The 12,500-nt window shown below is 67.7% G+C and carries 16 protein-coding genes and 1 pseudogene; 2 read left to right on the top strand and 15 right to left on the bottom strand.

Annotation, left to right across the window (positions count from 1 at the left end):
- Positions 1–30: 30 nt before the first annotated feature.
- The 14 genes and pseudogenes from ACQEVM_RS29380 to ACQEVM_RS29315 all read right to left on the bottom strand — a co-directional run bounded on the left by ACQEVM_RS29380 (position 31) and on the right by ACQEVM_RS29315 (position 9,008).
- On the bottom strand, positions 31–267 hold the full coding sequence (locus ACQEVM_RS29380) for a helix-turn-helix transcriptional regulator (protein WP_433083953.1): 237 nt from the start codon (positions 265–267) through the stop codon (positions 31–33).
- A 467-nt stretch (positions 268–734) separates the two neighbouring features.
- Complete coding sequence (locus tag ACQEVM_RS29375; RefSeq protein WP_433085449.1) at positions 735–2,210, bottom strand: ATP-binding protein; 1,476 nt, start codon at positions 2,208–2,210, stop codon at positions 735–737.
- Between the two features lie 2 nt (positions 2,211–2,212).
- Positions 2,213–3,091, bottom strand: a complete 879-nt coding sequence (locus ACQEVM_RS29370; protein ID WP_433083951.1) for a bifunctional DNA primase/polymerase — start codon at positions 3,089–3,091, stop codon at positions 2,213–2,215.
- A gap of 87 nt (positions 3,092–3,178) precedes the next feature.
- Positions 3,179–3,331 carry a hypothetical protein gene (locus ACQEVM_RS29365; protein WP_433083949.1) on the bottom strand — a complete coding sequence of 51 codons (153 nt, stop codon included), beginning with the start codon at positions 3,329–3,331 and terminating at the stop codon, positions 3,179–3,181.
- A 235-nt stretch (positions 3,332–3,566) separates the two neighbouring features.
- The gene (locus ACQEVM_RS29360) at positions 3,567–5,669 is read right to left on the bottom strand and encodes an ATP-binding protein (protein ID WP_433083947.1); all 2,103 of its coding nucleotides are present in this window, start codon (positions 5,667–5,669) and stop codon (positions 3,567–3,569) included.
- 90 nt (positions 5,670–5,759) lie between these two features.
- Positions 5,760–5,981: a DUF6257 family protein gene (locus ACQEVM_RS29355; RefSeq protein WP_433083945.1), complete on the bottom strand. Its 222-nt coding sequence runs from the start codon at positions 5,979–5,981 to the stop codon at positions 5,760–5,762.
- Positions 5,982–6,057: 76 nt separating this feature from the next.
- Positions 6,058–6,225, bottom strand: coding sequence for a hypothetical protein (locus ACQEVM_RS29350; protein WP_433083943.1), 168 nt, complete (start codon positions 6,223–6,225; stop codon positions 6,058–6,060).
- Between the two features lie 36 nt (positions 6,226–6,261).
- Positions 6,262–6,636, bottom strand: a complete 375-nt coding sequence (locus tag ACQEVM_RS29345; protein WP_433083941.1) for a DUF6251 family protein — start codon at positions 6,634–6,636, stop codon at positions 6,262–6,264.
- Between the two features lie 22 nt (positions 6,637–6,658).
- The gene (locus ACQEVM_RS29340) at positions 6,659–6,844 is read right to left on the bottom strand and encodes a hypothetical protein (protein ID WP_433085539.1); all 186 of its coding nucleotides are present in this window, start codon (positions 6,842–6,844) and stop codon (positions 6,659–6,661) included.
- A complete protein-coding gene (locus ACQEVM_RS29335; protein WP_433085537.1) occupies positions 6,832–7,236 on the bottom strand; it encodes a hypothetical protein in 405 nt (134 codons plus the stop codon). Before ACQEVM_RS29335 ends, ACQEVM_RS29340 begins: the two co-directional genes overlap by 13 nt.
- Positions 7,223–7,603: pseudogene (locus tag ACQEVM_RS29330) on the bottom strand (DNA cytosine methyltransferase); the annotation flags it as partial. The gene ACQEVM_RS29335 and the pseudogene ACQEVM_RS29330, both read right to left, overlap by 14 nt.
- Positions 7,604–7,647: 44 nt before the next feature.
- Positions 7,648–8,487: a DUF2637 domain-containing protein gene (locus ACQEVM_RS29325; RefSeq protein WP_433083939.1), complete on the bottom strand. Its 840-nt coding sequence runs from the start codon at positions 8,485–8,487 to the stop codon at positions 7,648–7,650.
- The gene (locus tag ACQEVM_RS29320; RefSeq protein ID WP_433083937.1) at positions 8,484–8,753 is read right to left on the bottom strand and encodes a DUF6284 family protein; all 270 of its coding nucleotides are present in this window, start codon (positions 8,751–8,753) and stop codon (positions 8,484–8,486) included. Before ACQEVM_RS29320 ends, ACQEVM_RS29325 begins: the two co-directional genes overlap by 4 nt.
- An 84-nt stretch (positions 8,754–8,837) precedes the next feature.
- On the bottom strand, positions 8,838–9,008 hold the full coding sequence (locus ACQEVM_RS29315; RefSeq protein WP_433083935.1) for a hypothetical protein: 171 nt from the start codon (positions 9,006–9,008) through the stop codon (positions 8,838–8,840).
- Between the two features lie 401 nt (positions 9,009–9,409).
- On the opposite strand from ACQEVM_RS29315, the gene ACQEVM_RS29310 reads away from it, so the two are divergent.
- Both ACQEVM_RS29310 and ACQEVM_RS29305 read left to right on the top strand, forming a co-directional pair.
- A complete protein-coding gene (locus ACQEVM_RS29310; protein ID WP_404134505.1) occupies positions 9,410–10,276 on the top strand; it encodes a GntR family transcriptional regulator in 867 nt (288 codons plus the stop codon).
- 13 nt (positions 10,277–10,289) lie between these two features.
- Entirely contained in the window at positions 10,290–10,976 is a 687-nt protein-coding gene (locus ACQEVM_RS29305) for an HAD family hydrolase (RefSeq protein WP_433083933.1), read from the top strand.
- A 71-nt stretch (positions 10,977–11,047) separates the two neighbouring features.
- Here the strand turns inward: ACQEVM_RS29305 and ACQEVM_RS29300 are convergent, their stop codons facing one another.
- Entirely contained in the window at positions 11,048–12,229 is a 1,182-nt protein-coding gene (locus tag ACQEVM_RS29300; protein WP_433083931.1) for an RNA-binding domain-containing protein, read from the bottom strand.
- Positions 12,230–12,500 lie beyond the last annotated feature (271 nt).

The raw sequence follows: 12,500 nt of genomic DNA, 5'->3' as shown, positions 1-12,500 counted from the left end.
GGTGGGCCCGCCCTCGGTGGTGGTGGGGGGTCAGGCTGCGACGCTGATGTCCGCCTGCATCTGCTCTGCGATCCAGCTATGCACCGAGCCCGGGTCGTAGCGGACATGCTTGCCGACGCGGAATCCGGGCGGGCCGGTGCGCTTCTTGCGCCACTGGTAGACGGTCTCCAGCGGGACGTCGAACAGGGCGGCGATGTCATCGGGGGTGAGGTAGCGGTCGGGGAGTCCGCCGCGCAGGGTGGCGCGGGGGTCGCTGTGGGCGGGCATGGCTCCTCCAGCGGATTCGGTTGTCGGGGTAGTGCGAATCTGTCCGAGGTCCGGATTTCTGCGTCACCGGCGTCAGGTGCGTCACTTGGTCTTCTGACCTGCGGTTTTGGGTGACATAGGACGTGGTCTTGTGTCACCGCTCTCCGTCACCCGTGTCACCGGGTGACGGAGAGCGGTGACGTGGGTGACGCGTGATGACGCGGCGTTGGCTGTCTGCGTCACCGGTGTTTGTGCAGGTGGCGGGCCACTTGGGGCCGGTGGTGTCGCGGGTGACGCAGCGTCTCTTCTCTTAGGAAAAAGAGAGGGGTTTCTGTTTGTGGCGGGGTGCGTTTTAGAACGCGAAGAAGGAGCCGCTGCGCGGCACGTCCCTCGGGCGGCGGCAAGGCCGCCGGAACAGCAAGAGGAGCACGTCCCGCCTGGTGCGGGGTGCTCCTCTTGCTTGTGCCAGGACCAATCGTGCTGGTTCGTTAGAAGGTGGCCTGCTGCGCGTTGGGCGACGGCGGGGCGGGGCGGGTCATCTCGATGTAGCGGGCGGTTTTGGTGCGGCCCCAGTCGACGAGGACGCCGCGGGCGGCGAGGGTGGGTTGGAGCCGCTTGAGGCGGTCGGAGAAGACCTTGCCCGTCGTGGGCCAGCCCTTGGGGAGCGGGCGGAAGTCGTCGCCGGTGTAGAGCTGGGTGAGGGCGTGCAGCCACTCCGTGGATGTCATCTGCACTTCCGTGCCCGGGTCGAGGGTGGCGGCGTGCTTGAGGACGGTTTGGGCGAGGAGGTCGCCCTCGATGACGTCGTCGTTGAGGTCGTCGAGGCTGGCCCGGTAGGCGGTCAGCGAGCTGAGGCCGGTCGCCGCGTCGAGCTGTGCGCACAAGTGGGCGAAGTCGGCCATGCGCAGGTCGGAGGGGATGTCGGCCTTGGTGGACCGCACCTTGACGGTGAGGTCGAGGAGGGAGCCGAGGATGACGGGCAGTGCTGGTGCGTACTCCGCCCACAGCTCCGCTTCCGTGCGGCGCACCTGGGGGCGTACCAGGCGAAGCGGGAGGAGACGTTCGGCAAGGTCGGGACGGATCACGCCGACGTCAATGCCGGTCAGCAACAGGGGGCGCCGGTAGCGGGAGCGCACGACGTCCCCGTCGGTGAACAACGCGCGCTTGATGCTCTCGGCGCCGGTCACGATGCAGCACATCAGGTCGGACAGGTCCGGGGGCAGGTGGGAGAGGTTGTCCAGGGCGGTGACCCATCCGGCGGCCACGGCCGTGATCAGGTTTTCTTCGTCTTTCGGGGCCCTGCGCAGGTCACCGGTCATGCCTTCGATGATCCGCACCAGCATCCGTCCGGCGGTGGACTTGCCGGCGCCCTGGGGGCCGGTGAGGAACGGGGCGGGGACGGGCACGACCGGTTCCAGGCAGCCGATCAGCCAGGCGATGGCCAGGCACTCGCTTTCGGCGTTGGCGAAGTTGCACAGCCGCAGTAGGGCGTCGATGCCCTTCCCGTCGGTTTCCTTGGCGGGCAAGGGGAGTTCGCCGGTGAGCTGGGTACGGCGCCAGCACACCTCTCGCGGGTCGGGGATGCGGATGTCCCAGCCGGTGGGGTGGATGCGGACGGACTGGCCGTCGTCGCGGCCCAGGTCGAGCCATGTTGCGCCGTCGAATCCCGGGGCGACCCGGATGTGGGTCGGCTGGACGTCCTGGCTGAGGGCGAGTGCTTCGATCAAGTCGAGTGCCTCCTTGAGAGCGGTGCCGTTGAACACGCCGTGGCCGTCGTGGAAGAGACCGACCATGAGTTCTTGGCGGTGGCTTCCGGTCGTGCCCTGGGAGCGGATGGGGCGGGCGACGGGGTGGCCGTTCTTCTGCGCGTAGACGGTGCCTTCGGTGGTGCGGAAGTACCGGAAGTGGTCTCGTGCGTAGTCGGTGATGATCTGGCGTGCCGGGTTCTTGTCGTCGTCGGCCACGGTCACAGCCCCAATGCAGTGCGGGCGTTGCCCCAGGCGTCCTCACAGTGCCGCGGGGATTCGCCCTTGGCCTGCGCGGCGGTGAACAGGCGCCCGGTGTGGGTCTCGGTCAGGCATCCGCACCGTCCATGGGCGGACAGCACGGCGAGGAACGTGCGGTACACGGTCTTGTGGATCGCCTCACGGGCCGCGGTGATGCGCTGCTCCGCCATCGCGATCCCCCGCTCCAGGTAGGCGGGCGAGCGGTGCGGGCACTCCCCGCCCCCGGCCGGCGCGGGCAGGCTGACGGGACGGGCCCGCCTGGCGGTGGGTTCCTTCACCGCGAGGGCGCGCACGACGTCCGGGAGCACGGCCATGGTTCCGGTGCCGGGGCCGCGCCACCGGGCATAGGACATCGTGGACTTCAGGTCGACCCCGGGGCGTACACCGTTCGCCGACTGCATGGCGCCCCGGTAGATCCAGTGCTGCCCGCGGGTCGTTTCCACCACCGTGGTGGGCGGCAGGTTCTGGCGGGCCCAGGCCACGGCGTCCGGGTTGTCGAGGTCCACGACCGTGAGACTCGCGCCGCCCGGGTGGTACGCGACCGCTTCCGCCTGGCGCCAGGCGGTCGCCCACGCCCGGGAGGTGAGGACGTCCGGGTCGGTGGTTGCGGCGGCCCATCCGTGGCAGGGGCGGGGGCAGTGGCAGGGGCCGGCGGCCTTCATGTGGGGCCGGTCCCCGCACGCCGAGCGGGTACAGGTGGGGCAGTTCCCGAACGGGAGCTTGCCTTGGCGCAGGGGTAGTGCGGGCAGGCCGAGGTCGGCGAGCCAGAGGGCGGTTTGCAGGTTGGGGGGTAAGGCCAGTCGGCCGGGGCCTCGCGGGAAGTCGGTGGTGTGGGTCATGCTGGTCTCTCCAGTTCTTGAGCGTGCTGGATGAGAGCGGCCCCAGTTCATTGGCGTGAGAGGGGCCGCTTTCGGCATGTCGGGCGGTCAGAAGCCGTTGTGCGCGGCGGGGCCGGGGCACTCGTAGCCGGGGCAGTCGCACCCGTGGCATTCGGCGCATTCCTCGGTGTCGCAGTCGTCGCACGAGTGGTGGCCGGGGCAGTTGTACTGGCAGCACTCGTCGCAGTAGGTGTCGTCCATCGGTGCTCCTGGTTCGGTGGATGGGAGCGGGATGCGGAATCCCTGCCGGTGTCCGGGCAGGGAGGCTTGGGCACCCCCTGGCGGGGGGCGTGTGGAGGGGTTTCGGGGGTCTGACCTGCGGTGCCTCCCTGTCTCCCTGACAGATCATTTCTGCAGGTCAAGCCGAGGGAGGGGGGTCAGGGAGGCGGTCAGGGACTTCTCCCTGCCTCCCTGACCGTTCGAGGTGCGACTCCCTCTACTCGGCGACGGAAGCGGAACCGGTGTCGGGGCGGCCGGCAAGGACGCGGGCCACGCGGTCGCGGCCGATGACCATGCGCCCGTCGGACTTGTAGGGTTCGGCGCCGGTGCCGTCGAGAACGCGCTTGAGGTCGAGGAAGGACCAGCCGCCGTACGCGTCCTCGTTCAGCGCGGCCAACCGCTTCAGCACGTCCTGCGTCAGGACGCGGGGGCCGTCGCCGAGCACGGTGAGGATGTCCGCGAGCGGGTCGATCGCCGGGCCGCGGGCGACCGTGTGGGCGGTGGTGACTCCGTCGCGCAGGGCCTTGGCACGGTCGGCGACCGCGGTGGCCTGGTCGGTGTCGATGTAGTGGGTGCGGACGGTGATGGAGGCTTGGCCGGCGGGGATGGTGATGCCGTCCGATGCGACGACCACGGTGCCCTTGTCGAGGCCCTGCCGGAGCAGGTGCGGCGCGGCGCCGCCGTCGACGGCCTTGTCACCCAACGCCATGCGGGCCTGTGACTCGGTGCCGAGCACGAGGGACACGCGGGTGTGGGCGCCTTCCCGGACCAGCTTGGGAAGGTTCTGGTCGGTGGGGTCCTGCGTGCCCTCCCACAGCACGACGTCCACGGCCCGCCCCTGGTTGTGGATCTTCCGGACCGCCATGAAGTAGCGGGACGTTGCTTTGGAGCCGCCGTAGGGGCGCTTGTCGTCGCCGACGGCCGGGCACATGAACGCGACCTGCGCCTCATCCACGATGCCGACCAGCGGCGGGAACACGGTGCCGGGCGGGGCCTGGATCCGGCGTTCCATCTCGGCGACCAGGCCTTCGACCATCTCGGTCGCCTCGATCACGTGCTCATCGGTCGGACCTTGGATCAAGGTGGTGGCCAGGCCGTCGAACATGCCCCAGTCGCCGACGCCCTTGAGGTCGGCGATCCGGAACTCCACCGTGCGATCGAGGGCGAGCCACAAAGCGAGTGCGCGCAGGGCGGCGGTCTTGCCCTGGTTGGAGAGGCCGGTGATGAGGACCATGCGCTGGTACAGGCTCATCCTCGCCGCGTCGCCGCGCAGGTCCTGACCCCAGGGGGCCTTGCCGGTCTTGTAGTTCGCGGTGGCAGTCTGGTCGGTGACCAGCGGGGACGGCCCGATCGGCTCGTCCAACGCCCCGGAATCGGCGATCCACAGCCGGACGGTGCGGGCCGCGGTCGGGAGGGTGATGAACACCTCGTGTTCGTGGCGGGCGAGGTTCTCGGCGAGCTTGCGCCGGCGCCCTTGGACTTCGGCGGTCGAGACGCCGGAGGGGAGAGTGACGTCGACTTCCACGCCGCATCCCGCGATCCGGATCGGCCCGAGCATCCCGGCGCCCGCGTCCCCCATCTCCTTGATCGCACCCCGAAGCGGTCCGATGCCCAGATCCCGCAGGGCGGTGACGACGATCGACGGAGTGATCGGGGCGCCGGCGTCGTCGCGCTGCTGGGCGGGGAGCGCCCACTGGGGCGCGGTCTGCCGTTGACGCCCGACGCCCCACAGGGCCAGTAAGGCCAGCCAAGGCCCGATGGTGACGGCCGGCCCCCACACGACGGTGCCGATGTGGACGATCCAGCGAATCGCCTCGATCACCGCCGAGATCGGGGCGACCACGTCGGCGATGTTCTTGTTGGCGATGGCCAGCACGATCCCCAACGCCAGCAGACCACCCACGGTGAGGCCGGTCCCGAACAGCGCGCTCCGCGCAGCGTCCTGGGGTGCCTTGAGAAGGTCCATGCGGCGGTGGTGGCGGGCGGCGCGGAAGCGGGTGAGGCGGTCTTCCCACTCCTTTGCCTCCTCCCAGTTCCCCGCCGCCTCAGCCGCCCGAATCATGCGCTCGTACCGGGATCCGGTGCGGCCGTCCCAGGTCCGCTTGGCCGTGATCCGGGTCCCGCCGATCACGTACATGCCGTGCCGAGCCACCAAACGGGCCGCGGTACGGGTCCGCTCATGCGTGACGATCGTGCGCAGGCCTCGGGCGGTGCGCTTCCACACCCGAACCGGCCGCACCGTCCCGACGGCGACCGGGGTCGGGATCGCGTCGGTGGAGGTGGTGGGCTCTTTGAACAGGGGGACGACGTTGTCGGTCATGCTGTGAACTCCTGCTCTCGCCGAAAGGCGGGTGGGTAGGGACCGGGGCGGCCGACATTCTTTGGCGAGAGGGACGGCCGCCCCGGGGCACTACTTGTTGATGCGGGCCTTGCGCGCGGCCTTCTCGGCCGCCTTCGCGTCCAGCGCCTGGCGCTCTTCACGCTCGCGGGCGCCGTCGATGATCCGATCGACCTTCTTCTCCAGGTCGCCCTGGTAGACGGTCTGGCTCGCGATGCCGCGCTTGGCCATGCGGGCCGCGTACCAGGCGATCTGTGCGGTTTCCTTCGCGGTGAACTTCGGGTCCTTCGCCATCACGGAACTCCTTCCGGGTACCGGGCTGTCCGGCTCCCCTCACCACCCGCCGTCTGGCGGGTGGGTCGGGCAGCCGTCAGTGACGGCGCGGGAGCAGGATCCGGATCACGAGGGCGGCTTCCACGGCGAGGAAGGCCGTCCATCCGATCTCACGGCCCCAGCTGCGGGACATCCACAGCAGGGCCATACCGAGGGCGAGGCCGACGAGGACGATGAGCACGTAGCGGCTTGCGGTCGTGAGCATGCGAGCACTCCTCAGGGGGAGACGTCGGGGCGGGGTTCAGCCGCGCTTGCGGCGGGCTTTGCGCATGTTCTTGGCGGCCTGTGTTCCGGCCTCGCCACCGACCGCCTTGACGACGGTGTGGACGCCCCAGCCGAGGACCAGGGCGAGGAAGGCCAGGAACGCGATGTTCGCGGCCATGGCGGTCAGCGCGGCGACCAGCAGCGGGCCGAAGTACACGCCGGCCGCGACCGTTCCGGCGCCGACGCCGGACCCGAGCGCCAGGCGCTGAACGGTCCGGTCGGGGGCGGCCTGGTGGATGTGCTGGTGCACGACCTGCGGGCCGGCCTGGAAGGTGGCGGGCATCTGGTCGGCGTAGACGTGGCGGCCGTCGGGGAGTTGGACGACACGGGCGGGTTCGGGCAGGTGATTCACGAGCGTCTCCCTTCGAGAAGGCTCATGCGGCCACGGCCGCAATGTCGGGGCGGACGAGGGCGTGCAGTGCGGCGGTGGCCTGCTGGGGGACGACCCCGTTCCCCAGGGCCTTGAGCTGGGCGGTGCGCGTCAGCCCGGGGACGTCGGTGACGTGGCCTTCAGGCAGGCCCATCAACCACTCGACCAGCAGGGGACTCAGGCGTCCCACAGGGTCAGTTGGCCGGGGAGCGGGACGATCGAGGACGCCTTCCCACCTGCGGATCGCGGGACCGTAACCGCCCCAGTCAGGGTCGGGTTCCCCCGCCCGTACGTCGCCGATCGCCGTTCGCTGTCCGCGGCTGTCGGTGTCGGTGTCGGGAGCAGGTTGACGATCACTTCGTTGAGCGGTCGGGCGTTGCGGTCCATCAGGTTGGACTTGCCCGAGCGTCCGTCCCGCGCCGCCGGCGTCGGCAGCAGCCGCACCGTGGTCCGCAGGTCCAAGCCGCCCGTGCCGTGCGTCCCCGCCCCGTTGGTGTCCGACGTTCGCGGGGTCGGCAGCAGTGGCCACGACGAACAGCCGGTTGCGTTGGTGGGGTGCGCCGACGTCGGATGCGCGAACACACGTCCACCGTGCATCGAACCCGAGGGCGGCAAGGTCGGCGAGGACATCGGCGAATCCGAGGGAAAGGTGCCCTGCGACGTTCTCAAAGACCGCGTGGCGGGGTCGAAGAACGCCAAGGGCACGGGCGATTTGGGGCCAGATGTGCCGGTCATCGGCGACTCCCTTGCGCTTCCCGGCGGAACTGAACGGCTGACACGGATAGCCCCCGCACACGACGTCGACCGGCTCGACCTGCCGCCAGTCGACCGCGGTCAGGTCTCCCAGGTTCGGGACCTGCGGGTGGTGGTGGGCGAGGATGCGGGAGGCGCCGGGGTCGTTGTCCGACACCCACGCGGGAGACCCGCCGAACACGTTGTGGACGGCCATGTCGAGACCGCCGTAACCGGTACACAGCGAGCCGATCCGCAGGTTCATCCGGCCACCGCCGCGGCGGCATCCCGCTCACGTTCGGCCTTCAGCGTCTCCCGCACGATGCGGGCCTTCGCCGGCGACGTGCGCAGGGCCTTGCGGATCCCTTCGCCGGTCAGCTTCTCGACCGGCCACGACTCCGTCAGACTCCGCGCCTCAGCCAGCAACTCGACTTCGCTGCGGACCGGTCGGGTCGATCGGGCGACCGCGGGAACTCGACCGGTCGCCCGACGCGGACGCGTCGACTCGACCGCCACCGCCACCAGCGGACGCACCTCGATCGACTCCTCCGGGACGTTGGGGGAAGAGTCCACCTCCCCCGCTGGCTCGGGCTGGACGGCGGGAGATTCGGCCTGTTCAGAGGTAGACCGATATACGGTGATCTGGGTGGATTCTTGCTTGTCCACCTCGATCGCCGGGCGGTGGTGGAGGACCTTGGCGACGAGGTCGGAGCCGAAGTAGATCGACCCGACCGGAAGCGACGTCGCCAGCAGCACGAGAGCCCAGTTCGTCAGGTTCCCCTCGGCCAGTCGACTCCAGCCGATCGACTCGGCATGCAGCTCCGGCAGGAGCCCGTGAACGTAGTTCAGGACCAGTGACGCCAGGGTGTATCCGGCAAGGACCCGCAAGGCGAACTTGCGAGCCTCATTGGTCAGCACGAGGGCGGCCACGAGGGCGAGGGCCATCAGGCCGTCGACCACGAACGGGTACAGGGTCGCCGCCATGTTGTCGGCGCCGATGGCCTTCGCGATGTCACGCAAGGCGTTCCAGGAAACCCGGAACGCCATGGCGACCACGACGACCAGCGCGAGAACAAGGGCGATCTTCGCTTTGCGGTTCATGCCGCGTCACCGGAGGACGGGAGGTGAGCGGCCCGGTTCTCCAGCGCGGCCCACTCGGCCAGCACGCGCCGGCGGGCCCTGCGCAGTCGCTGACGGTCGACCTCGGTGGGCGTGCGGTCCAGCGTCACGATCTGCGCGTCCAAGAGGTCGCGTTCCGCCAAGATCAGCGGCAACTCCTGCTCGATCGCGTTCAGCTCCGCGTCCGAGGGCTCTAGGTCGGCCGGTAGGACCGTAACGTGCTTCTGACGTGCAACGATGTGATTCATGAGTCGTGTTCTCCCTAGCAGGTGGACGGCTCGAAGCGGCTCCGGTGTTCCAGCACCGGAGCCGCACTACGTTGAGGGGGAAGGTCAGGCGGGGCGCGGGTAGTGGCTGACGCTCGGCTGGGTGTGGGCCGGGTCGGTGTCGCAGTCGGCGGCCCAGCCCTGGTGCGTCCAGCAGGTCTTGCGGTCGTCGCCGTGCATGCCAGCGTCCTCCAGCTCGTTATCACGCTGGATCGCCGCGGCGAGCTTCTTGTTCATCACGCAAACCCCTTACGGGGCCGGACACTCCGGCTCCCCTCAGCCCTGCCCGTACGACGCCAGAGGCGCCGGACGGGCAGGGGAGGCAACCGGCCGCAGCGCGACGCTGCGGGTTGAACTCTTGAGATGTCTCCTTCGGGAGCGCGCTCCCGTGTAGGCGTACGGAGACGTGGCCTTTCGGCCTCAAGCCCTCCGGTTGACCAGGGATCCGGGACCCTCGCCCCGCTTTCGCGGGCCTCGATGCCTTGAGCAGCGCCTTTTCGGGCGGAGCTCTCCCGTTCGAGCCTGACTTACTTGGCTAGCCCGGTCGGCATGGGATTAACGTAGCCAGCATGGCTAGCCATGTCAACATCTGGCTATCCAAGCTGCTCAAATAGTCAGGTTGGCCGTAGCATCGGGGCATGACCTTTGCGCTTGAACCCCTGGACCCGGACGACGACCGGCCGCCGTACGAACAGGTGGCGCGCAGCCTGGGGGCCGCGATCAGAACGAGGAAGCTCGCCCCTGGGGAGAAGCTGCCGTCGCACAAGATGCTGACGGATCACTTCGGCTTTGCCCGGGCCACGATTCAGCGGGCGCTGCGGGACCTGGAAGACGAAGGGCTGGTCGTGTCCCGCAAGGGGAGCGGCGTGTTCGTGCGCAGCCGCACCGAACGACCAGCCGGCCTGCGGCCCTATGTCGAGCAAGCTTTCGCGAGCAAGAACGTCACGATCGATTTCGCGGGATTCTCCAGCGAGACCCTGCACGGCGCGCTTCAAGAGCCGCTGGACAAGATCCGCGTCGGGCGGCTCACGCCGACCAGCATCCGTATCCGGATCCTGGTGCCTGACATGGACGTGCCGCAGGCGGCCCCGGTCCGGCGCGAGGACTGCGCCGACGATGCCCGGCTGCGCAGCCGGATGCACGACATCATGGTCGGTTACACCCGCAGCATCTCCGACGCCATAGGCGAGCTGAGTCACCTTGGCCTGGTCCAGGAGAGCAACGTCAGCGTCCGCGTGCACAGCGGTACGCAGTTCTTCAAGCTCTATGTGATCAACAATGAGGACGCGTTCTTCGGGTACTACCCGATCCGGCCGAACAAGGTCGTTGCGCAAGGTGAGGTCATCGAAATCTTCGATCTTGTAGGCAAGGACACGATCTTGTTCCACCACTCTATGAACGATGGTGACTCGTCGAGCGGCGCGCAGCAGGTGGAGCAGGCCCGTATGTGGTTCGACAGCATCTGGGAAACGATCGCGAGGGACGCTGATGCAGCCATCCTCTGAGGCTCTGTTTGACGTGCTCAGCGCTTCCCGTGCGGTCCTCTTCGACTTTGATGGCCCCATCTGCGACGTGTTCCGTGGACTGTCAGCGCCCAGCGTTGCGGAGGAGTTGGCGGAACTTGTCGCCCAGCAGGCCCCTCACCTCGGGGAGCGGGCACGCGCAACGGATGACCCCATGGAAGTGCACCGGATCTCCGAGGAGGGCGGCACCGCGCTACTCGGGGCAGTGGAGGAGGCTCTCGCTGCCGCGGAGCTCAGGGCGGTCAAGGCTGCCGGGGCGCCGGTGGAGGGAGCTGTGCAGGCGCTTCACGCAGCAGGCGATGCGAAACGCCGCGTCGCCGTGGTCAGCAACAATTCTGCTGCCTGCGTGATCGAATTTCTGACAATCAACGGCCTCGCGGATGTCGTGGCCGAGGTCGTCGGGCGGCCCAGCCTTCGGCCGCGCCTCATGAAGCCGGCACCGTATCCGCTTCTCGCCGCCGCGAACGCCCTGGGTGTCGATCCCACTGAGGCTGTCCTCGTGGGGGATGCGGTGACCGATGTTGAGGCGGCCAAGGCTGCTGGTGCACGAAGTATCGGTTTTGCCAACAAACCACTGAAGTGGTCGGCACTCGCGGATGCCGGGGCCGACGCCATCGTCTCGGACATGCAAGCTGTGGCGGATGTCCTGATTAACCTGGGATTTTCGGATCGCCGGGCCTAGGTGCGCCTCATGCAAGATTGGATGCTGGGCCCCAATCTAACCGGCGGCGAATATATTCCTGGGGTGCGCGCTCATGCACTCGGATTATCTTGGGCTTCATTTGGGGTGAGAGGGGGTCCTGTAATCATAGCTTGCACGAGAGATTCCGTGATTCGTGCACGCTGTTCTGACGTAAGGCCTGAATCCGCCATCAATCGCTCAGCTGCCAGGTAGCGAGAGAATTCGAGCGGCTGGTCAAAGTAGGCTCGGAGGTGGCCAGCTGAGGTCTCTTGAGACTTGACGAAGGTCTGACTCACGTATCCTGCAAGGGCTGCTGAAACCGTGCCAAGCGCGCCAGCGACAACGGCACCTGCGGTACTGTCAGCCATTACTCCGGCGACCGCGAACCCAACCAATAGAATGAAGCCAGTAGTCATGGCTATCTGGGCGTTTCGAAAAGATTTCGCCGCTTGCCCAAGTGCAATTCCGTGGTAGTGGTCAAGTCGTCTGTGGGTCACGGACCAGAGATCTGAAAGTGCCAGGCGGGCCTGTTCGGTGCTAGCTTCGCCTGCGGTGCTTGCGTCCAGCGTTCGGAGACCTTCTTCGAGGGTCTCTTCTGCTTGCCGGACGCGATCACGAGTCCCATCGGCGCCGCTCGGTTCGTTTCGAGGGCGGGCGATTTGAGCTACCGCCCAAGCGAATAGGCAGCCGACGCCAACGATTAGCGATCCTGGAATTACGTCGACTGGTTCCTTTCCTCGCAGTGTGCTCACCATGAATAGTGTTTCTGTGATCAAGGCGGCCGCGATGGTGGCAGGCCATATGCCGCGCCGGGCGTACCAGGCTGACTTCGCCCCTCGTCGATGTGGCTCTACATGCCGTGAGGCAACTTCGTTTGTGCCCTCTTCGGTTCTCACTATCAACTGATCCTCGTGAAGGATCGGGACTTGTTCGGTGGCCGTGACCCGGATTACTCCAAGGTACTTTCCGTGAATCGGCACGCAATCGGCGCTGATTTCTGGGTGCGGCTTCAGGTGCAGCAAGGAGTAATTCACTAGGCGCTGAAATAGTCCCGGTTCCACTCCGATCATCTCAGGGATGCTCTCGCCAGTTCGTGGGGCGCCAACCCCCACGATGATCACACCCCCGCGGGTGTTCGCGAAGGCGGATATGATTCGACCCAATTTCGAGGGCGGGACCCTGGCGGATTTAAATTCGAGTTCTATCCCCTCTGGCTGGGTGAGTAGATCCTCGATCTCTTCGGGTGTCAGCATGAACGCAGAGCGTAGTGGTGTTCTCGTGCAAGGGCAGGGAGAACTGTCACATCCGTGCAGCGGAGATGCCCTCGCGTTTTGGAAACGGTCAACTCGGGCGAGTTGTCCGGGCCGATCAGCGACTCGTCCCTCGCGATGCAACACGCTTACCGCCGGTTGGCCGGCCGCTCCGGGTCGTTTGGGGAAGAGTGACTGCGATCAGGCGTGTCCGAAGGGGTCCCACCTGAGTGAACCCGGACATTCTCGGACGCTCCTGGGCCGTCCCTGGGCC

Origin of the sequence: Streptomyces sp. CA-243310 (genome assembly GCF_050936775.1) — a bacterium.
Classification (GTDB): domain Bacteria; phylum Actinomycetota; class Actinomycetes; order Streptomycetales; family Streptomycetaceae; genus Streptomyces.
The sequence above is the reverse complement of the archived record's forward strand: the minus strand, read 5'-3'. Positions and strand labels throughout refer to the sequence as shown.